19 protein-coding genes and 1 pseudogene are annotated in these 19,603 nt (G+C 60.3%); 8 read left to right on the top strand and 12 right to left on the bottom strand.

Annotation, left to right across the window (positions count from 1 at the left end; translation table 11 throughout):
• The first annotated feature begins 52 nt into the window (after positions 1 to 52).
• From PMI31_RS06850 to PMI31_RS06815, 8 genes are all read left to right on the top strand, one after another.
• The gene (locus tag PMI31_RS06850; protein WP_008017066.1) at positions 53 to 958 is read left to right on the top strand and encodes an alpha/beta hydrolase; all 906 of its coding nucleotides are present in this window, start codon (positions 53 to 55) and stop codon (positions 956 to 958) included.
• Positions 959 to 1,062: 104 nt separating this feature from the next.
• Entirely contained in the window at positions 1,063 to 2,034 is a 972-nt protein-coding gene (gene pip / locus PMI31_RS06845) for a prolyl aminopeptidase (protein ID WP_008017065.1), read from the top strand.
• Positions 2,031 to 2,468: a D-aminoacyl-tRNA deacylase gene (dtd, locus tag PMI31_RS06840; RefSeq protein ID WP_008017064.1), complete on the top strand. Its 438-nt coding sequence runs from the start codon at positions 2,031 to 2,033 to the stop codon at positions 2,466 to 2,468. Before pip ends, dtd begins: the two co-directional genes overlap by 4 nt.
• 321 nt (positions 2,469 to 2,789) lie before the next feature.
• Positions 2,790 to 4,607, top strand: a complete 1,818-nt coding sequence (locus PMI31_RS06835; RefSeq protein ID WP_008017063.1) for a glucan biosynthesis protein G — start codon at positions 2,790 to 2,792, stop codon at positions 4,605 to 4,607.
• On the top strand, positions 4,600 to 7,170 hold the full coding sequence (mdoH, locus tag PMI31_RS06830) for a glucans biosynthesis glucosyltransferase MdoH (protein WP_008017062.1): 2,571 nt from the start codon (positions 4,600 to 4,602) through the stop codon (positions 7,168 to 7,170). The genes PMI31_RS06835 and mdoH overlap by 8 nt, the downstream gene beginning before the upstream one ends.
• 294 nt (positions 7,171 to 7,464) lie before the next feature.
• On the top strand, positions 7,465 to 8,262 hold the full coding sequence (locus PMI31_RS06825; protein ID WP_043302238.1) for a transporter substrate-binding domain-containing protein: 798 nt from the start codon (positions 7,465 to 7,467) through the stop codon (positions 8,260 to 8,262).
• Positions 8,263 to 8,417: 155 nt separating this feature from the next.
• Positions 8,418 to 9,377: an amino acid ABC transporter permease gene (locus PMI31_RS06820; RefSeq protein WP_043302243.1), complete on the top strand. Its 960-nt coding sequence runs from the start codon at positions 8,418 to 8,420 to the stop codon at positions 9,375 to 9,377.
• A complete protein-coding gene (locus PMI31_RS06815) occupies positions 9,370 to 10,104 on the top strand; it encodes an amino acid ABC transporter ATP-binding protein (protein ID WP_008017056.1) in 735 nt (244 codons plus the stop codon). Before PMI31_RS06820 ends, PMI31_RS06815 begins: the two co-directional genes overlap by 8 nt.
• 136 nt (positions 10,105 to 10,240) lie before the next feature.
• Here the strand turns inward: PMI31_RS06815 and PMI31_RS06810 are convergent, their stop codons facing one another.
• From PMI31_RS06810 to ubiE, 12 genes and pseudogenes are all read right to left on the bottom strand, one after another.
• Positions 10,241 to 11,107: a hypothetical protein gene (locus tag PMI31_RS06810; RefSeq protein ID WP_008017055.1), complete on the bottom strand. Its 867-nt coding sequence runs from the start codon at positions 11,105 to 11,107 to the stop codon at positions 10,241 to 10,243.
• Between the two features lie 253 nt (positions 11,108 to 11,360).
• The gene (locus tag PMI31_RS31825; RefSeq protein ID WP_407047289.1) at positions 11,361 to 12,074 is read right to left on the bottom strand and encodes a methyl-accepting chemotaxis protein; all 714 of its coding nucleotides are present in this window, start codon (positions 12,072 to 12,074) and stop codon (positions 11,361 to 11,363) included.
• A 141-nt stretch (positions 12,075 to 12,215) separates the two neighbouring features.
• A pseudogene (locus PMI31_RS31820) lies at positions 12,216 to 13,277 on the bottom strand (methyl-accepting chemotaxis protein); the annotation flags it as partial.
• A 118-nt stretch (positions 13,278 to 13,395) separates the two neighbouring features.
• The gene (locus PMI31_RS06800) at positions 13,396 to 14,103 is read right to left on the bottom strand and encodes a 16S rRNA (uracil(1498)-N(3))-methyltransferase (protein ID WP_008017051.1); all 708 of its coding nucleotides are present in this window, start codon (positions 14,101 to 14,103) and stop codon (positions 13,396 to 13,398) included.
• Positions 14,100 to 14,894: a twin-arginine translocase subunit TatC gene (tatC, locus tag PMI31_RS06795; RefSeq protein WP_008017050.1), complete on the bottom strand. Its 795-nt coding sequence runs from the start codon at positions 14,892 to 14,894 to the stop codon at positions 14,100 to 14,102. Before tatC ends, PMI31_RS06800 begins: the two co-directional genes overlap by 4 nt.
• The gene (tatB, locus tag PMI31_RS06790; RefSeq protein WP_008017049.1) at positions 14,891 to 15,331 is read right to left on the bottom strand and encodes a Sec-independent protein translocase protein TatB; all 441 of its coding nucleotides are present in this window, start codon (positions 15,329 to 15,331) and stop codon (positions 14,891 to 14,893) included. The genes tatC and tatB overlap by 4 nt, the downstream gene beginning before the upstream one ends.
• Positions 15,332 to 15,341: 10 nt before the next feature.
• The gene (locus tag PMI31_RS06785) at positions 15,342 to 15,614 is read right to left on the bottom strand and encodes a twin-arginine translocase TatA/TatE family subunit (protein ID WP_008017048.1); all 273 of its coding nucleotides are present in this window, start codon (positions 15,612 to 15,614) and stop codon (positions 15,342 to 15,344) included.
• A 25-nt stretch (positions 15,615 to 15,639) separates the two neighbouring features.
• Positions 15,640 to 15,972, bottom strand: coding sequence for a phosphoribosyl-ATP diphosphatase (locus tag PMI31_RS06780; RefSeq protein ID WP_008017047.1), 333 nt, complete (start codon positions 15,970 to 15,972; stop codon positions 15,640 to 15,642).
• Complete coding sequence (gene hisI, locus PMI31_RS06775) at positions 15,965 to 16,366, bottom strand: phosphoribosyl-AMP cyclohydrolase (protein WP_008017046.1); 402 nt, start codon at positions 16,364 to 16,366, stop codon at positions 15,965 to 15,967. The genes PMI31_RS06780 and hisI overlap by 8 nt, the downstream gene beginning before the upstream one ends.
• Positions 16,367 to 16,457: 91 nt before the next feature.
• On the bottom strand, positions 16,458 to 18,062 hold the full coding sequence (ubiB, locus tag PMI31_RS06770) for a ubiquinone biosynthesis regulatory protein kinase UbiB (RefSeq protein WP_008017045.1): 1,605 nt from the start codon (positions 18,060 to 18,062) through the stop codon (positions 16,458 to 16,460).
• Complete coding sequence (locus PMI31_RS06765; protein ID WP_008017044.1) at positions 18,059 to 18,682, bottom strand: ubiquinone biosynthesis accessory factor UbiJ; 624 nt, start codon at positions 18,680 to 18,682, stop codon at positions 18,059 to 18,061. The genes ubiB and PMI31_RS06765 overlap by 4 nt, the downstream gene beginning before the upstream one ends.
• Entirely contained in the window at positions 18,682 to 19,452 is a 771-nt protein-coding gene (gene ubiE / locus PMI31_RS06760; RefSeq protein ID WP_007975568.1) for a bifunctional demethylmenaquinone methyltransferase/2-methoxy-6-polyprenyl-1,4-benzoquinol methylase UbiE, read from the bottom strand. Before ubiE ends, PMI31_RS06765 begins: the two co-directional genes overlap by 1 nt.
• Positions 19,453 to 19,603 lie beyond the last annotated feature (151 nt).

Here is a 19,603-nt window from a genome sequence, read left to right as displayed (position 1 = left end):
GCGAGCTCGCTCCTACAGGGGCCATATATTCCCCTGAACGGGCACCAGGCTCATGGCTCCTTACCCGCTTTCCGAGCAGATGACGGCTTTCGTCGAGAAGACCGTCAGTTTCAACAGCACCGACAGCAGCCCCGACGGTTTGCGCCAGGCCTACAGCGAGATGTGCCAGGCGTTTACCCCGCCGCGCCCGGCCGGGTTATATGTGGTCGATTTCGAATTGGCCGGGGTTGCTGTTCGTTCCTATCAGCCACCGGCCAGTGGCGCGTCGTGTATCGTTTATCTGCATGGCGGCGGCTGGGTGGTGGGGGACCTTGATTCTCACGATTTCATCTGCGCCGAATTGGCATCGACACTCGGTGTACTGGTGATCGCCGTTGATTATCGCCGGGCACCGGAGCATCCGTTTCCCGCCGCGTTCGATGATTGCCTGAAAGTCTGGCGAGCACTGCGCACCGGGCCGTTTCAACTTGACCCGGAACGCATGCTGGTGGCCGGCGACAGTGCCGGTGGCAATCTTGCGGCAGCGTTATGCCTGGCGCTGCGCGATGCCGGCGAGCCGGTGCCGTGCGCGCAGGTGCTGATCTATCCGGGGTTGGGCGGCGATCACCGGCTGCCATCGCGCAGTGAGTGCGTCGACGCGCCGCTGCTCAGCAGCAGTGACGTCGATTGCTATCACGCGCTCTACCTGCAAGGCACCCGCCATCCGAACGCCTACGCCATGCCATTGCTCGCCACGGATTTCAGCGGACTGCCACCGGCATGGATCGCCGTGGCGCAATTCGATCCGTTGCGCGATGACGGTGTACTGTATGCCGAGCGACTGAATGCCGCGGGCGTGGCTGCCACACTTTATCTCGGCGAGGGCCTGGTTCATGGCTGTTTACGGGCCCGTGGGCAGGCGGCCGAGGTCGATGCACTGTACGAAACCCTGTTCGGATATCTGTCGGCAAAGCTCTGACTCCGTCCGGGCATGCTCATTGACGTAATTCGGGTTTATGATGCCGGACGGCAGAATAATAGAAGTCCCCCCAGGGATGACCTCGACCCCTTACGGAGTGCGCAATGCAGACTTTGTACCCGCAGATCAAACCCCACGCCCGGCACGATCTGGCTGTCGACGAAACTCACACGCTGTATGTCGACGAAAGCGGTTCACCGGAAGGATTGCCGGTGGTGTTCATCCACGGCGGCCCCGGTGCCGGCTGTGATGCCCAGAGTCGTTGCTTCTTCGATCCCAACCTTTATCGCATTGTCACTTTCGATCAGCGTGGTTGCGGTCGCTCCACGCCCCACGCCAGCCTGGAAAACAACACGACCTGGGATCTGGTCGCCGACCTCGAGCGGATTCGCCACCACCTGGGCATCGACAAATGGGTGCTGTTTGGCGGCTCCTGGGGTTCGACCCTGGCCCTGGCCTACGCGCAAACCCATCCTGAGCGTGTGCACGGCCTGATCCTGCGCGGGATCTTTCTCTGCCGTCCGCAGGAAATCGAATGGTTCTACCAGGCCGGCGCCAGCCGCCTGTTCCCCGATTACTGGCAGGACTACATCGCACCGATCCCGCTGGACGAGCGCGACGACTTGCTTGCCGCGTTCCACAAGCGACTGGTCGGCAACGACCAGATTGCCCAGATGCACGCGGCCAAGGCGTGGTCCACCTGGGAGGGCCGCACCGCGACCCTGCGTCCGAACCCGATGGTGGTCGATCGGTTCTCCGAGCCACAACGTGCATTGTCGATTGCCCGCATCGAATGCCACTACTTCAGCAACAACGCTTTCCTGGAGCCGAACCAGTTGATCCGCAACATGGGCAAGATCGCCCATTTGCCCGGCGTGATCATCCATGGTCGCTATGACGTGATCTGCCCGCTGGATAACGCCTGGGAACTGCATCAAGCCTGGCCGAACAGCGAACTGCAGGTCATCCGCGATGCCGGTCATGCCGCTTCCGAGCCGGGAATCACCGACGCTCTGGTACGTGCCGCCAATCAGATGGCCCGCCGTCTGCTTGATCTGGCGCCTGAAGAAGCATGAAGGCTCTGCTGCAACGGGTGCGTGGCGCGCGAGTCGAGGTCGCGGGCGAGATCGTGGGTGCCGTCGATCAGGGCTTGCTGGTGCTGGTGGCCGTCGAGCCCGATGACACGCGGGCCAGCGCCGACAAACTTCTCAATAAGCTGCTTAACTATCGGGTGTTCAGTGACGCTGAGGGCAAGATGAATCTGTCCTTGGCGGATGTGGGTGGCGGGTTGCTGCTGGTCTCTCAGTTCACCCTGGCTGCCGATACTAAAAACGGGCTGCGTCCGAGTTTCTCGACCGCGGCCCCTCCGGCGTTGGGCGAGGAATTATTCGACTATCTATTAAGCAAAGCGAAACAGGTGCATGGCACTGTGGCATCAGGTAGATTCGGCGCGGATATGCAGGTGCATCTGGTCAATGATGGCCCGGTAACCTTTCTGTTACAGGCCTGAAAGCGCTTGAAACAAGTTTTTAAGCTCATTTCGACTGAAAACAGGGTTTTTTCGCGATAAATACTTTGTTACCCCTGATGCGTTGTAACGCGGCCTACTAGATAATCGCGCGCTATGGGGATCAGCGTTCGTTGGTCCATTTTGACTTAGGTAGAGAATTGTCCGGATCCGATTGGGGAATCATTTCGCCCCAGCGGAGTCGGAACAATGCTCGCCAACTTGGCAAGAGTGGTTTGCAAGGGCGGTTTTTTCATACCGCAGACCGTGCAGGCCCTTTAACTGGCCGTTGGTTTTTTGATCTGTTTTCGGCGAGGGTTGCTCGTGATTGTTAGTCCCTGTAACGCACCAAAATTGTCTGCCAAACGGTTACGTAGCGCCTTGGTAGCGGGCTCTGCACTGCTCTGCCTGCTCAGCGCCGGCCAGCTTTGGGCATTCAGTCTGGATGATGTATCGGCCAAGGCAAAAGAGCTGGCCGCGCAGAAATACGAAGCGCCGCGCAGTAACCTGCCGAACGAGTTCCGCGACATGAAATTCGCGGACTACCAGAAAATTCGTTTTCTGACGGAGAAAGCCGAATGGGCTGATCAGAAGACGCCGTTCAAGCTGTCTTTCTATCACCAGGGCATGCATTTCGATACGCCGGTGAAAATCAACGAAATCACCGCGAACACCGTCGAAGAGATCAAATACGACCCGAGTCGTTTCGACTTCGGCGATATGAAGTTCGATCCAAAGGCCACCGAACAACTGGGTTATGCCGGTTTCCGTGTGCTGTACCCGATCAACAAGGCCGACAAGCAAGACGAAATCATGACCCTGCTCGGCGCGAGCTATTTCCGCGTCGTCGGCAAGGGGCACGTCTATGGTCTGTCCGCTCGCGGCATGGCCATCGATACCGCCTTGCCGTCCGGTGAAGAATTCCCGCGTTTCCGCGAATTCTGGGTTCAGCAGCCCAAGCCGGGCGACAAGCACCTGGTGATCTTCGCCCTGCTGGACTCGCCTCGTGCCACCGGTGCCTATCGCCTGATCCTGCGTCCAGGCAGCGACACCATCGTCGACGTCAAGGCGCAGATGTTCCTGCGTGACAAGGTCGGCAAACTGGGTATCGCCCCTTTGACCAGCATGTACCTGTTCGGCGCCAACCAGCCGTCGAAAGTACTCAACTACCGTCGCGAACTGCACGACTCCAGCGGTCTGGCGATCCATGCCGGCAATGGCGAGTGGATCTGGCGTCCGCTGAACAACCCGAAACACCTGGCGGTGAGTAACTTCAGCGTGGAAAACCCGCGCGGCTTTGGTCTGCTGCAACGTGGCCGCGACTTCAGCCACTATGAAGACCTCGACGATCGCTACGACAAGCGCCCAAGTGCCTGGATCGAACCGAAAGGCGAGTGGGGCAAGGGCACCGTTGACCTGGTCGAGATTCCAACCGCCGACGAAACCAACGACAACATCGTTGCCTTCTGGAACCCGGAAAAGTTGCCGGAACCTGGCCAGCCGCTCGATGTCGCTTATCGTATGCACTGGACAATGGACGAATCGGCCATTCACGCGCCGGACAGCGCCTGGGTCAAGCAGACCCTGCGTTCCACCGGTGACGTCAAGCAGTCCAACCTGATTCGTCAGCCGGACGGCAGCGTTGCCTACCTGGTGGACTTCGAAGGCCCGTCCCTGGCGGCATTGCCCGCCGATGCGGAGGTTCGCAGCCAGGTCAGCGTCGGCGACAACGCCGAGCTGGTGGAAAACAGCGTGCGCTTCAATCCTGAAACCAATGGCTGGCGCCTGACCCTGCGGATGAAGATCAAGGATCCGGGCAAGGCCACTGAAATGCGTGCCGCATTGGTGCAGAACATTGTGCCGGCGGATCTGGCCAAGACTTCGATCCCGTCGTCGAACTCGTCGGTTGCCAAGGCCGACAAGGTTGCCGCCAAGCAACAGGAGAAAGCGGACAAGGAAGCCAAGCAAGCGGAGGCCACCAAGCAGGCTGAAGCGAAGCCTGTTGCAGATGCCAAGGAAAAGGCCAATAAAGACGCCAAGCAGCCTGCCGCTGCCGACGCGGCCCCAGCCACACCGGAATCGGCCCCGACTGAAGAAGTCCTGACCGAGACCTGGAGCTATCAGTTGCCTGCCGATGAGTAACTCTCAAGTACGGCCAGAAACTCTCTCCGAGTATCTGGCGCATCTGCCGATGACCGACGAGCAGCGCGCGGAACTCGCGGGCTGCCAGTCTTTCAGCGAATTGCATGAACGCCTGTCGTCTTCGACGTTCGACGCCCCGACCGAAGCCGCGCAGGCTTCCGTCGGCAAACGCCTGACCCTGAGCACTGCCGAAGAGCTGCAGGACGCGGAAATGCTGGTGCTCGACGCCAACGGCCGGGTCTGCCTCAAGGCGACTCCGCCGATACGGCGGACCAAGGTCGTGCCGGAGCCGTGGCGCACCAACATTCTGGTGCGTGGCTGGCGCCGCCTGACCGGCCGCACCAACCCGCCGAAACCGCCGAAGGACGAACGTGTCCTGCCGGCCGCACGCTGGCGCACCGTCGGTTCGATCCGTCGCTACATTCTGTTGCTGCTGATGCTCGGCCAGACCATCGTCGCCGGCTGGTACATGAAAGGCATCATGCCGTACCAGGGCTGGTCGTTTGTCGACCTCAACGAAGTGCTGCACCAACCGCTGCTGCAAACCGCCACGCAAGTGCTGCCGTATGCCTTGCAGACCAGCATCCTGATCCTGTTCGGGATTCTGTTCTGCTGGGTGTCGGCCGGTTTCTGGACGGCACTGATGGGCTTCCTCGAATTGCTGACCGGCCACGATAAATATCGTATTTCCGGTAAAAGTGCCGGCAACGAGCCGATTCCGAAGGATGCGCGCACCGCCCTGGTGATGCCGATCTGCAACGAAGACGTGCCACGGGTATTCGCCGGTCTGCGGGCGACCTTCGAGTCGGTTGCGGCCACGGGTGACCTGGACCGCTTCGACTTCTTCGTCCTCAGTGACAGTAACGACGCCGATATCTGTGTTGCCGAGCAACAGGCCTGGCTGGACGTCTGCCGCGAAGCCGGGGGCTTCGGCAAGATCTTCTATCGCCGCCGTCGCCGTCGCGTAAAACGTAAAAGCGGCAACCTCGACGACTTCTGCCGTCGTTGGGGCGGTGACTACAAGTACATGGTCGTACTCGATGCCGACTCCGTGATGAGCGGAGAGTGCCTGACCAGTCTGGTACGCCTGATGGAAGCCACGCCGGACGCCGGGATCATCCAGACCGCGCCACGTGCGTCGGGCATGGACACCCTGTATGCGCGCATGCAGCAGTTCGCTACCCGCGTGTATGGCCCGCTGTTCACCGCCGGCCTGCACTTCTGGCAGCTGGGCGAGTCGCACTACTGGGGGCACAACGCGATCATCCGCATGAAGCCGTTTATCGATCACTGCGCCCTGGCGCCGTTGCCCGGTAAAGGTGCGTTCTCCGGCGCGATCCTGTCCCACGACTTCGTTGAGGCCGCGTTGATGCGCCGTGCCGGCTGGGGCGTGTGGATTGCCTACGACTTGCCGGGCAGCTATGAAGAACTGCCGCCAAACCTGCTCGACGAACTCAAGCGTGACCGTCGCTGGTGCCACGGTAACCTGATGAACTTCCGTCTGTTCCTGGTCAAGGGCATGCACCCGGTGCACCGCGCGGTGTTCCTGACCGGCGTGATGTCCTACCTGTCGGCGCCGTTGTGGTTCTTCTTCCTGGTGTTGTCGACAGCGCTGCTGGCGGTCAACACGCTGATGGAGCCGCAGTACTTCCTCGAACCGCGCCAGCTCTATCCGCTGTGGCCGCAATGGCACCCGGACAAGGCCATCGCGCTGTTCTCGACCACGATCGTGCTGCTGTTCCTGCCGAAACTGCTGAGCATCATCCTGATCTGGGCCAAGGGCGCGAAAGAGTTTGGTGGCAAGTTCAAGGTGACCCTGTCGATGCTGCTGGAGATGCTGTTTTCCATGCTGCTGGCGCCGGTACGGATGATTTTCCACACCCGTTTCGTCCTCGCCGCGTTCCTCGGCTGGGCCGCGACCTGGAACTCGCCGCAACGTGACGACGACTCCACGCCGTGGAGCGAAGCGGTCAAGCGCCACGGTCCGCAAACCCTGCTGGGCTTCTTCTGGGCCATGCTGGTGATCTGGCTGAACCCGAGCTTCCTGTGGTGGCTGGTGCCGATTGTCGGTTCGTTGATGCTGTCGATCCCGGTGTCGGTGATTTCCAGCCGTGTCGGCCTGGGCCTGAAGTCCCGTGACGAGAGCCTGTTCCTGATCCCTGAGGAATACAATCCGCCGCAGGCCTTGCTGTCCACTGACCAGTACACCCACGAAAACCGCTGGCACGCGCTGAACGACGGCTTCGTCCGTTCGGTGGTCGACCCGCAGCAGAACGCCCTGGCGTGTTCGCTGGCAACCTCGCGACACCGTGAGGCCGAGCCGATTGAATGGCTGCGGATAGAACGGGTGCGGCACGCGATGAAAGTCGGTCCTGAAGGGCTGACCAACAACGAGCGCGTACAACTGCTCAGTGACCCGGTGGCCCTGGCCCGCCTGCATGAGCAGGTCTGGAGCGAAGGTCATGCCGAGTGGCTGGGCGCATGGCGCAAGTCGGTCAAGGCCGACCCCCACGCACCGCTGTTGCCGCTCAAGCCATTGAGCGCGCAGGCGCAACTGGCCTGAAAAAATGTAGGAGCGCGCTCGCTCGCGATGAACTCAAGAGCGCCGCGTGTAACCAGTAAATACGCGTAATCGTTAACGACCATCGCGAGCAAGCTCGCTCCTACATAAGCCCCGCTACCCAGCGGGGCTTTTTTTTGCCTGATCGTTCCCAAACCCTTGTGCAAACGGGCGAGTAGTTTAGGATCCGTCCCCGAATTGGTGTGCCCGGATAATTTTTGTCCGTATTGGTGCGTTTCCTCCCGGGGAGCCGCCATTTTGCGCGCCTCACAACGCAATGGTTTTGGGGACTTGAAGATGAAGAAGTATCTGTCGATGCTGCTGGTCGGCGTCACGGCACTGGTTGCAGTCAACGCGGCGCAGGCCGGTGCCATCGATGACGCGGTCAAGCGCGGCACGTTGAAAGTCGGCATGGACCCGACCTACATGCCGTTCGAAATGATCAACAAGCGCGGCGAGATCATCGGTTTCGAAGTCGACATTCTCAAAGCCATGTCCAAGGCCATGGGTGTCAAGCTGGAGCTGGTGTCCACCGGTTACGACGGCATCATCCCGGCCCTGCTGACCGACAAGTTCGACATGATCGGCAGCGGCATGACCCTGACCCAGGAGCGCAACCTGCGCCTGAACTTCAGCGAACCGTTCATCGTGGTCGGCCAGACCTTGCTGATCCGCAAGGAGCTGGAAGGCACCATCAAGTCCTATAAAGACCTGAACACTGCCGACTACCGCATCACCTCCAAGCTCGGCACCACCGGCGAAATGGTCGCCAAAAAACTGATCGCCAAAGCCAAGTACCACGGCTACGACAACGAGCAGGAAGCCGTGCTCGACGTGGTCAACGGCAAGGCTGACGCCTTCATCTACGACGCGCCGTACAACGTCGTGGCGTTGAACAAGGTCGGCAACGGCAAACTGGTGTTCCTCGACAAGCCGTTCACCTATGAGCCGCTGGCCTTCGGCCTGAAAAAGGGCGATTACGACAGCATCAACTTCATCAACAACTTCCTGCACCAGATCCACGAAGACGGCACTTACGATCGCATCCATGACAAGTGGTTCAAAGACACCGCTTGGCTCAAGGATATGGAATAAGGCTTCAGACCGAGTTGCGTCAATCGCCAGCAAGCCGGCTCCTACAGGATTAGCGTCGGACACACCTGTTGTGTTCACCCAAATCAACTGTAGGAGCCGGCTTGCTGGCGATGGCGGCCTCCCTGGCGACACAGAATCCGGAACCTGCTTACCCAATGAAACAGAAAAAAGCCCAATGGCCCTGGCACGTGCTGACCGTGCTGGTGCTGATCGGCCTGGCCGGCGCGTTGTATTACGCCACCTCGCTGATGTCCTACGAATGGCGCTGGAACCGTGTACCGCAATACTTCGCTTACCATGCCGAAGAATCCCAGCGCGCCGCCGACATCTCCACCGTCAGCGAACTGGTGCGCAAGGGCGACAAGGCTGAGATCACCCTGCGCAACGACGCGGGTGACGAGCAGCATCTGATCGTCGACGAAAACAGCCTGCAAATCGCCCAGGGTGATGACGTAGCCGAAGGCGACGTCATCGGCGTGACCCGGCATTGGGCCGCAGGACCACTGATGTGGGGCCTCTGGACCACCTTGTGGTTGTCCGTGGTGTCCGGCGTTCTCGGGCTGCTGATCGGTCTGGCCACTGGCCTGTGCCGGTTGTCGAACAACCCGACCCTGCGCGACCTTTCGACCATTTATGTCGAGCTGGTACGCGGCACGCCGCTGCTGGTGCAGATCTTCATTTTCTACTTCTTCATCGGCTCGGTGATGAACCTGTCCCGGGAATTCGCCGGGATCGCCGCGCTGTCGCTGTTCACCGGCGCCTATGTGGCGGAAATCATCCGCTCCGGCGTGCAATCCATCGCCCGTGGCCAGAACGAAGCCGCGCGCTCCCTGGGTTTGAGCGCAGGCCAGTCGATGCGTCATGTGGTGCTGCCGCAAGCGTTCAAGCGCGTGCTGCCGCCGTTGGCCGGGCAGTTCATCAGTCTGGTGAAAGACACCTCGCTGGTGTCGGTGATCGCGATTACCGAACTGCTTAAAAGCGGCCGCGAAGTCATCACCACCTCGTTTTCGCCGTTCGAGATTCTGTTCTGCGTCGCCGGTCTGTACCTGTTGATCAACCTGCCGCTGTCGAAAATCGCCAGCCGGCTTGAGCGGAGGCTCGCGCAAAGTGATTGAAGTCCGCGATCTGGTAAAAGTCTTCGACACCCGTGGCCAGGTGGTGCGCGCGGTGGATAACGTTTCCACCATCGTTGCCAAGGGCGAAGTGCTGGTGGTGATCGGTCCGTCCGGTTCCGGCAAGTCGACCTTCCTGCGCTGCCTCAATGGCCTGGAGGAGTTCGACTCGGGCTCGGTGAGCATCGACGGCCTGCAACTAGCCGATCCGAAAACCGACGTCAACGCCTACCGCCGCGAAGTCGGCATGGTGTTCCAGCACTTCAACCTGTTCCCGCACATGACCGTGCTGGAAAACCTCTGCCTGGCGCAGAAAGTCGTACGCAAGCGCGGCAAGAAAGAGCGTGAGGCCAAGGCCATGGCACTGCTGGAAAAGGTCGGTATCGCCCAGAAAGCCCATGAATTCCCGTCGCGCCTGTCCGGCGGCCAGCAACAGCGCGTGGCCATTGCCCGGGCGCTGGCGATGGAGCCGAAGGTCATGCTGTTCGACGAGCCGACCTCGGCACTCGACCCGGAAATGGTCGGCGAAGTGCTGGACGTGATGAAAAACCTGGCTGTGGAAGGCATGACGATGGTTTGCGTCACCCACGAAATGGGCTTTGCTCGGGAAGTAGCGGACCGGGTGCTGTTCTTCGATCACGGCAAGTTGCTGGAAGATGCTTCGCCAGCGGAGTTCTTCGATGCGCCGAAGGATCCGCGGGCGCAGGCGTTTTTGCGGCAGGTTTTATAACCCTCGTTGTCAATCATTACGATTATTTGCCATGGCGGGGGCAACCTGAGAGCCAGGCGCCGCTGAGGGGTGAATGCCCTCAGCGGCTTTCCGGCCAATCGGAAGCCTAGCGGGTTGGCGCGGGCAGAATGGTCAATCAATTACCCATGGCTCTGGCCTTGTTAAGCGCAATGCACCTCTGAACGACGCCTGTGTCTTGAAAGAAATCGGCATTGATGATGTTGAAGATGCTGTGTTGCGGGTGGAATACTTCTGACCACACTTTTTCACCGCTCTTGAGACGCACGGGCCCTCCGAGGGCATCATAAACCGTCGCTGACAGTGAGGTCAGCGCTGTCGCGGACACTGATTTCCTGGCCTGATTGGTAATGAACGTTTCGAGTTCGGCGCGAGACGTCAGATTTTTCCCTGTCCATATATGTTTAATAGTGTTCCAGTACGCACCGCCACCCCAGCAAATGATCACGTTCCTGTTGGGATGAGATTTCCTGATTTCGGCAAGTGTGAGAGAACTTGCTGTGGGTGGGATTAGTAAATGATTAAGCTGGCTTAGTTTTTGTCTGAAACGAGCGATGCTGTTGTTCAGGTTTCTGCCGCTGTCATAACTGTGAATGTCCAGTATTATCAGTTCTCCGCGATTTTGTTCTGCGAACGTGCGGACAGCAGAAAGGCAGTTGTCGATATTTCTTCCCGGTAGGACATGTTGACATTTGAACTCCTCGATAAAGCGATAGCGGGGAATTTTCGAGCCGCCGATATCCTTCTTATAACTGTTGTCGATAATCCGTAAGTCGAGGACGCGAGCTCCTTGTCGCAGCTGCGTTTCGAAGATGTAGTCCTGGCACGCAGCCCAATGACCACCAATTACTTCCACCGCGCCACGATCCACTCCGGCGTTATGTGATGAAGGTAATGCGAGTTGGTGTACTCGCAAATTTTTAATGTGTTCGTATATTTGTGTCATCCAGGCATTGTTGTTGAGTACTTGGTTTGTGTCGTTCATTGGTTTCACTCCCTGTGAATAATGATCGGCTTCTGCGCGGGTGTTTTTTCGATAAAATATGGCGATGAGCGCAGTGTTGCCGATGGTTATTTAAATGTTGAGAGTGAACTTAGCATGTAAGCTTTTGGGGTGAGTGCGAATTGCTGTTCTTGATGTTACGGTTGTCGAGGTCGTCAATAGTGCGGTAATGGTTGATTTTTCCGATGAGGCTCTTGTTATCGTCCAATATGCTAATAACAAGAGCCCCAAGTATTTAAACTTTGAACCGGCCCACCAGCATCTGCAAATGCGTCCCCAACCGCGCCAGCTCAACGCTGGACGCCGCGGTCTCCTCACTCGCCGCCGAGGTCTGATCCGACACGTCCCGCACATTCAACACGCTGCGATTGATCTCTTCGGCCACTGCGCTCTGCTGTTCGGCCGCAGCGGCGATCTGCTGGTTCATTGCCTGAATGGCGGACACGGTGCGGGTGATGCTTTCCAGTGAGCCACCGGCGCGGCGGGTCAGCTCGACGCTGCTGTCGGTCAGGGTGCGGCTGTTGTCCATGATGGTCGCGACTTGCTGCGTGCCGTTTTGCAGGCCGACGATCAGCTCTTCGATCTCTTCGGTGGACTTCTGGGTGCGCTGGGCCAAGCTGCGGACTTCGTCTGCCACCACGGCAAAACCGCGCCCGGCTTCACCGGCGCGGGCGGCTTCAATCGCCGCGTTGAGTGCCAGCAGGTTGGTTTGCTGGGCCACGGACTTTATGACGTCGAGCACGCTGCCGATCTTGTCGCTTTCGCGCTTGAGTTCGCCCATGGCTTCGGTGGAGTGACCGACTTCCGCGGCCAGGCGTTCGATCTGGGCGATGGCTTCACCGACCACTTTGTCGCCCTCACGGGCCTGTTGGTCGGCAGCGACGGCGGCTTCGGAGGCCTCTTCGGCATTGCGCGCCACTTCCTGCACGGTGGCGGCCATTTCGTTCATGGCCGTCGCGACCTGATCGGTCTCGACCTTCTGGCTGTTGACCCCGGCGCTGGTCTGTTCGGTGACGGCGGACAGCTCTTCGGCGGCGCTGGCAATCTGCGTGACGCCATCGCTGATGCCGCCGATCAGTTCACGCAGGCCCTGGGTCATGCTCTGCATGGCGCGCTGCAACTGGCCGAGTTCATCGCGGCGCTGTGATGTCAGGTTGTGAGTCAGGTCGCCACTGGCAACGCGTTCAGCGACGGCCAGGGTCTGGTTCAGCGGAATGATGATTTGCCGGGTGATCGCCCAGGCGGCCAGCAGTCCGCAGGCGATCGCCAGCACTGTGGCGAGGGTCAGCATGTTCTTGGCGTGGGCGGCATCGGCGTCGCGCACGACGGTTTGCGAAACGGTGAGTTTCTGGCTCATGTCCAACAGGATCTCGCCTTGGGCAGCTATGCGTGCCAGAGCTTTGGCGCTGGCCACCTGGGAGTCGCGGAACTGGCTGACGGCGGCGCGGTAGGCCTTCAGCGAATCCGTCGCCTGTTGCAGGTTGGCGATGTGTTCTTCCGGGAGCCTGGCCGGCAGGCTCTCGAGGTTTTTCAGGGCGTTGTCGATGGCGTCGAGGGCCGGCTGTTCGGCGTCGCTCTTGCCGCTGTAGGTGTAGCCGCGAACCTGGAAGCGCGCCTGCTGGATCAGTTTGCTCAGGTCTATCACGCTGTTGAACGTTGCGACGCTGTCGCCTTGCAGCATGGATTTTTCCACTTCGGCAACGCGGGCCACGGCATTGTCGGCGGTGGCGCCGAGTTTGCTGCGGGCGTCTTCACGCTGGGCGCCGGCCTGGGTCATGTCGCCGAATGCACGACGGTATTCGGCGACAGCAGCCAGTTGTCGCTCGACCATGGCCGTATCAACCGGTTGCTCGATCAGGCCGCGGGCGGTCTGCAGGCCGCTTTCGAGTTTGCCCAACAGATCGTTGACGGCGCCGGGACCTTGTTCGCCGCGACGCATCTCGTAATCCAGGCGTGCAATGCGCAGGTCCTTGGTCAGGTCGTTGAGACTGGCGATGAACCCCAGTTTATCGCCACGGCTGGTCACGCCGCTCAGGCCGCTCCAGCCGGTGAAGGTGATCAGCAGGGTCAGTAACAGCACCAGACCGAAGCCGATCCCCAGCTTGCGTTTGACGCTGATGTTTCCCAGATTCTCGGCTAGCCATTGATACATGCTGAAACTCCCCGGACCGCAATTTGGTTTTATGGGGGGTGTATCGGCAGGGGCGCCTGAATCTGTAGGCGCTGCCCGATGTACCGGCGGATGATGTCCTGTGGGATGGTGTCGGGAATTAGAAAAGGCGTGCCAGCAGCGCGGTCACGGCGGTTTCGACCCGGAGAATACGCTCGCCCAGTTGCACCGGCTGCAGGCCGGATTTGCCCAGCAGGTCGATCTCGTAGGGAATCCAGCCACCTTCGGGGCCGATGGCCAGGGTCACCGGTTCGCTGAGTGCGCGAGGGCAGGGCGGGTAATTGCCCGGATGCCCCACCAGGCCGAGGGTACCGTCGGTGATCGCCGGCAAACGGTCTTCGACGAAGGGCTTGAAGCGCTTCTCGATGACGACTTCCGGCAGCACGCTGTCCCGCGCCTGTTCCAGGCCGAGGATCAACTGCTCGCGAATTGCCTCTGGCTCCAGGAAGGGGGTCTGCCAGAAGCTCTTCTCGACGCGATAGCTGTTGACCAGCACCACACGCGGCACACCCATGGCCGCCACGGTCTGGAACACCCTACGGAGCATTTTGGGCCTTGGCAGGGCCAACACCAGGGTCAATGGCAGCTTGGTAGGAGGTGGCTGGTCGAGGGTGACACGCAATTCCGCTTCGTCGGCGTCCAGGCGCAGCACTTCGGCCGAGCCCATCAGCCCGCCGATCCGCCCGACGCGCATGCTGTCGCCGACTTCGCAGCGGTGGACTTCCTGCATGTGGGTCAACCGGCGATCACGCAGGACCGCCCGGTCGGCCGCAATGAAATCGGCCTCTTCGAGGAGCAGCAGGTTCACGCTTGGGTCGCTGGCGGCTGGTCGTTGTGATCGTCAGCCGGCTGGTCTTCCTGATGGTCGCTGCGCTTGCTGATCAGGCTGCCAAACAGGATGCCGATCTCGAACAACAGCCACATCGGCACGGCCAGCAGGGTCTGCGAGAAGATGTCCGGCGGCGTCAGGATCATGCCGACCACGAAGCAGCCGATGATCACGTACGGGCGGATTTTCTTCAGGTATTTGACGTCGACCACGCCGATCCACACCAGCAGCACCACGGCCACCGGGATTTCGAACGCCACGCCAAAGGCGAAGAACAGCGTCATGACGAAATCGAGGTAGCTGGTGATGTCGGTCATCATTTCCACGCCGGCCGGGGTGGCCGCGGCGAAGAACTTGAAGATCAACGGGAACACCAGGAAATAGGCGAAGGCCATGCCGGCGTAGAACAGCAGGATGCTGGACACCAGCAGCGGCACGGCAATGCGCTTTTCATGCTTGTACAGGCCGGGGGCGATGAAACCCCAGATCTGATGCAGGATCACCGGAATCGCCAGGAACAGCGAGACCATCATGGTCAGCTTCAGTGGCGTCAGGAACGGTGATGACACGTCGGTGGCAATCATCGTCGCGCCGGCCGGCAGGTACTGGCGCAGCGGTGTGGAGACGAAGGTGTAGATCTGCTGGGTGAAAGCAAACAGGCCGGCGAAGATGATGAAAATCGCCGCTACGCAGCGCAGCAGTCGGGTACGCAACTCGGTGAGGTGCGAAACCAGCGGCATGTGCTGGTCGTTTTCAGGAAGATCGCTCATGGGGCTCGCGGCGGCAGTGTTGGGTCATGAGGGGCTGGCGCAACAGGCGCAGCCGCAGGTGTGACAGGTTCAACCGGTATGGCTGCAACAACGGGTGCAGGTTCTGCCGCTGCCGCAGGTGTTGCGACGCTGGCGGCGGGAGCCTGAATCGTCTGCTCTCCCACATGCTCCACCGGCGTAGGCTCCTGCTGGGTCGGCGTGAAGATTTTCCGCGCCTCCTGCTCAAGCGACAGGATGTGTTCGTTGTGCAGTTGCCGACGAATCTCGTCGGCACCGATTTCACGTTCAACTTCCTGTTTGATCGCGTTGAAGCTGCGCTTCAGACGCCCGACCCACAGGCCAGCGGTGCGCGCAGCGCCCGGCAAGCGCTCGGGGCCCAGCACCAGCAGGGCGACGAGGCCGACGAGCAGCAGTTCAGAGAAGCTGATACCAAACATTAGTCAGTGCTCACACGTCTTTGCGGATCGGCTCTTCGACTTTCTGGGCCTGCACGTCGATGGTGTGCGGCTGGTTCACCGAGGCCTGCGGCTGAACAGGCGGAACCGGTTGGGTCGGGGTCGCTGCCGGGTCGGCCGGTTTTTCGTCGTCGTTCATGGCTTTCTTGAAGCCCTTGATCGATTCGCCGACGTCGGTGCCGAGGTTTTTCAGTTTCTTGGTGCCGAATACCAGTACCACGACAACCAGGATGACGATCCAGTGTTTCCAGTCAAAAATGCCCATGCTGCTGCTCCTCTCTAATAGTTATTCAGGCGGACGGGCGCGAGGCTTTCTCGGCGTGTCCGGAGAGACCGAAACGACGGTCCAGTTCATCGAGTACAGCCTGTGGATGCTGCCCCAATTGGGCGAGCATGACCATGCTGTGGAACCACAAATCGGCGGTTTCGTAGATCAAATCACTGCAGTCACCGCTGACGGCGGCATCCTTGGCGGCAATGATGGTCTCGACCGACTCTTCGCCGACTTTTTCCAGAATCTTGTTCAGGCCCTTGTGATACAGGCTCGCGACATACGAACTGTCGGCGGCAGCGCCTTTGCGCTCTTCCAGCACGGCGGCCAGACGGGTCAGAGTGTCACTCATGTTTGTTTCCTGCGGAATAGATGGCATGCGGATCTTTCAGGACCGGATCGACGGTTGTCCAGTCGCCGTTTTCATAGACGCGGTAGAAGCAGCTCTGACGACCGGTATGGCAGGCGATGTCGCCGATCTGCTCGACCATCAGGATGATCACGTCGGCGTCACAGTCCAGGCGCATCTCATGCAGGGTCTGCACATGGCCGGACTCTTCGCCCTTGCGCCACAGCTTGCCACGGGAGCGCGACCAGTAAATGGCGCGGTTCTCGGCAGCGGTCAGTTCCAGTGCTTCGCGGTTCATCCAGGCCATCATCAGGACGCGCCCGGTCTTGTGATCCTGGGCAATCGCCGGCACTAGGCCATCAGCGTCCCACTTGATCTCGTCCAGCCAATTCTTCATCAACGACTCCGATACGGGCCCGCACTTCAAAAATCGGGGGCCTGCGTTCAATGCAGCGTCCAAACAGTGTGCCAGCGTGTTGCAAGACTGGCTATCGGCGAACGACCAGATACAAACCGACCGCCATCATGATGCCAGCCGGCCAGTAAGCCAACTGGTTCAGCGGGCCGCCGGCGGCAAGGATGGCGCCCCCGGCCAGGTGAGCCGTGCCGAGCAGGCGCAGGAACCAGTCGTCCCGGCGTCGGTGCCATGTTGGAGGAGGATCGTTGGCATGGGGCTGGGACAGGCGTTCGAGCAGGTCACGCGTCATGTTGGCCAAGTGCGGGATCTGTTCGATCTGGCTCTGCACGTTGCCAAACAAGGCTTTGGGGCTGACGCGCTCACGCATCCAGCGTTCGAGGAACGGTTGCGCGGTGTTCCACAAATCGAGGTCCGGGTACAGCTGGCGGCCCAGGCCTTCGATGTTCAACAAGGTTTTTTGCAGCAGGACCAACTGCGGCTGCACTTCCATGTTGAAGCGCCGCGCGGTCTGGAACAGGCGCATCAGCACCTGACCGAAGGAAATATCCTTTAACGGTTTTTCGAAGATCGGCTCGCACACGGTACGGATCGCTGCTTCGAATTCGTTGAGTTTGGTTTCCGCCGGCACCCAGCCCGAATCAATGTGCAATTGCGCCACGCGGCGGTAATCACGTTTGAAGAAGGCGAACAGGTTGCGCGCCAGGTAATCCTGGTCTTCCGGGGTCAGGCTGCCGACGATGCCGCAGTCGATCGCAATGTACTGCGGGCTCCACGGCTGCACGGTGCTGACGAAGATGTTGCCGGGGTGCATGTCGGCGTGGAAGAAACTGTCGCGGAACACCTGGGTGAAGAAGATCTCCACGCCGCGCTCGGCGAGCATTTTCATATCCGTGCGCTGGTCGGCCAGGGTGGCCAGATCAGTGACCTGGATGCCGTAGATGCGCTCCATCACCAGTACTTTCGGCCGGCACCAGTCCCAATAGACTTGCGGCACGTACAGCAGCGGCGAGCCGTCGAAGTTGCGCTTCAACTGGCTGGCATTGGCCGCCTCGCGCAGCAGGTCGAGTTCGTCGTAGATGGTTTTTTCGTAGTCGCTGACCACGTCTACCGGGTGCAGCAGGCGCGCATCGGCAGACACTTTTTCGGCAGCGCGCGCGAGAATGAACAGCCACGCCAGATCCTGCTTGATGACCGGTTTGAGGCCTGGGCGGATCACCTTGACGACGACTTCTTCACCGGTTTTCAGTTGCGCGGCATGCACCTGCGCCACTGAGGCCGAGGCCAGCGGTTCAACGTCGAAACGGCTGAATACGTCGCTGATTTTCTTGCCCAGCTGTTCTTCGATCAGCTTCACCGACACCTGCGAATCGAACGGCGGCACGCGGTCCTGCAGCTTCATCAGTTCATCGGCGATGTCTTCCGGCAACAGGTCGCGGCGAGTGGACAGGATCTGCCCGAACTTGATGAAGATCGGCCCCAGGTCCAGCAACGCCAGGCGCAGGCGTGCGCCACGACTCAGGTCCAGTGGCTTGCGCGGGAACCAGCGCCACGGCAAGGCATAGCGCAGCGCCATCAGAAACCAGGGCAGTGGCAGATCGAACAGCAGATCATCGAGGCGGTAGCGGATCACGACGCGCTGGATGCGCAGCAGACGGCGGACGGCAAGCAGCTTCATGCGTTATCGCTTGGGTCGAGGGATCGGGAAAGGCGCTCGAAACGCGCCTCGAGACGTTCCAGATCGAGCTTGATCTGGTCCAGTTCACTGAATCGGGCTTCGGCTTCGCGCTGACCGACAAGGGTGCGCGACTCTTCGGCCAGGTATTCGCCCAGGTTCTGGCCCAGGCTGGCAAAGCCTTGCTGATACCAGCGGGCGCGGCTGCGCAGGTGACCGCCGATCAGTTGTGTGGCCACCGGCCCCAGCCAGCGCGAGAGTTCGTACTCCCAGTCCAGTTCAAGGTCCTGGAGGATCGCCGCCAGTTCCAGCAGCACGCCGCTGTCACCGTCGAGTTCGACCTCAGGGCTGTGCAGGATCGAGGTCTTGTCCTTGCTCATGGCCAGTTTCAACAGGCTCGAAGCCGGTGCACGCAGGGTGCAGTCAGCGCCGGCTTCCCACTGGGAGGCGAGCATCAGGCCTTCGTCGCCGGGCAGGATGAACAGTTGCAGCGTCGGGCTGCGGCAGTCGACGGCAATCACCTTGCCGGTCAAATGCGCCAGCCGCGGCAGCGCCGTGCTGTCGAGACGCAGCACCCGGTTCAGGCCGGGCTCAACGCTGGCGAGCAGGCCGGTGAGCAGCATCAGGGCTTGATGCCGCGGTGCAAGGCAACGATGCCTGCGGTCATGTTGTGATAGGTCACGCGGTCGAAACCGGCCTCGACCATCATCGACTTCAGGGTTTCCTGGTTCGGGTGCATGCGGATCGATTCGGCCAGGTAGCGATAGCTTTCCGAGTCGTTGGTGATCAGCTTGCCCATCAACGGCATGAAGGCGAACGAGTAGGCGTCGTAGGCCTTGGACATCAGCGCATTGGTCGGCTTGGAGAACTCCAGCACCAGCAGGCGGCCGCCAGGCTTGAGCACGCGCAGCATCGAACGCAGGGCATCTTCCTTGTGGGTCACGTTGCGCAGGCCGAAGGCGATGGTCACGCAGTCGAAATGGTTGTCCGGGAACGGCAGCTTTTCCGCATCGGCCTGGACGAATTCAACGTTGCCGGCCACACCGAGGTCCAGCAGGCGGTCACGACCGACCTTGAGCATGGATTCGTTGATGTCGGCCAACACGACCTGGCCGGTCGGGCCTACCAGGTGCGAGAACTTCCTGGTCAGGTCGCCGGTGCCACCAGCGATGTCGAGTACGCGATTGCCGGCACGAACGCCCGACAGTTCGATCGCGAAACGCTTCCACAGACGGTGCATGCCGCCCGACAGGAGGTCGTTCATCAGGTCGTACTTGGCGGCTACCGAGTGGAAAACCTCAGCGACTTTTTCCGCTTTCTGGCTTTCCGGAACGTTTTTGAAGCCGAAGTGAGTGGTGGGTTCGGCATCGCTGCCTTTGCGCTGATCAGTCATATCGCTGTCACCAAAAGAGAATGCGCGACATTCTAATCCCCAAGGCATGCTTTGTCTTGGCAAGGCTGAAGGTAAGATGGGTAACCATCGGGGCGTTTTGACGCAGCAGAGGTCAAGATGCCTGGGGAAAGCATCCATAAAGCAGGAGTCA

Source organism: Pseudomonas sp. GM55 (assembly GCF_000282395.1).
GTDB lineage: Bacteria > Pseudomonadota > Gammaproteobacteria > Pseudomonadales > Pseudomonadaceae > Aquipseudomonas > Aquipseudomonas fluorescens_CC.
This window is presented reverse-complemented; position numbering and strand designations above follow the sequence as displayed.

Coding starts and splice junctions, on each gene's coding strand:
- PMI31_RS06850 (WP_008017066.1), top strand. CDS start 53: ATGGCTCCTTACCCGCTTTCCGAGCAGATGACGGCTTTCGTCGAGAAG.
- pip (WP_008017065.1), top strand. CDS start 1,063: ATGCAGACTTTGTACCCGCAGATCAAACCCCACGCCCGGCACGATCTG.
- dtd (WP_008017064.1), top strand. CDS start 2,031: ATGAAGGCTCTGCTGCAACGGGTGCGTGGCGCGCGAGTCGAGGTCGCG.
- mdoH (WP_008017062.1), top strand. CDS start 4,600: ATGAGTAACTCTCAAGTACGGCCAGAAACTCTCTCCGAGTATCTGGCG.
- PMI31_RS06825 (WP_043302238.1), top strand. CDS start 7,465: ATGAAGAAGTATCTGTCGATGCTGCTGGTCGGCGTCACGGCACTGGTT.
- PMI31_RS06820 (WP_043302243.1), top strand. CDS start 8,418: ATGAAACAGAAAAAAGCCCAATGGCCCTGGCACGTGCTGACCGTGCTG.
- PMI31_RS06810 (WP_008017055.1), bottom strand. CDS start 11,107: ATGAACGACACAAACCAAGTACTCAACAACAATGCCTGGATGACACAA.
- PMI31_RS31825 (WP_407047289.1), bottom strand. CDS start 12,074: ATGAACGAAATGGCCGCCACCGTGCAGGAAGTGGCGCGCAATGCCGAA.
- tatC (WP_008017050.1), bottom strand. CDS start 14,894: ATGAGCGATCTTCCTGAAAACGACCAGCACATGCCGCTGGTTTCGCAC.
- tatB (WP_008017049.1), bottom strand. CDS start 15,331: ATGTTTGGTATCAGCTTCTCTGAACTGCTGCTCGTCGGCCTCGTCGCC.
- PMI31_RS06785 (WP_008017048.1), bottom strand. CDS start 15,614: ATGGGCATTTTTGACTGGAAACACTGGATCGTCATCCTGGTTGTCGTG.
- PMI31_RS06780 (WP_008017047.1), bottom strand. CDS start 15,972: ATGAGTGACACTCTGACCCGTCTGGCCGCCGTGCTGGAAGAGCGCAAA.
- hisI (WP_008017046.1), bottom strand. CDS start 16,366: ATGAAGAATTGGCTGGACGAGATCAAGTGGGACGCTGATGGCCTAGTG.
- ubiB (WP_008017045.1), bottom strand. CDS start 18,062: ATGAAGCTGCTTGCCGTCCGCCGTCTGCTGCGCATCCAGCGCGTCGTG.
- PMI31_RS06765 (WP_008017044.1), bottom strand. CDS start 18,682: ATGCTGCTCACCGGCCTGCTCGCCAGCGTTGAGCCCGGCCTGAACCGG.
- ubiE (WP_007975568.1), bottom strand. CDS start 19,452: ATGACTGATCAGCGCAAAGGCAGCGATGCCGAACCCACCACTCACTTC.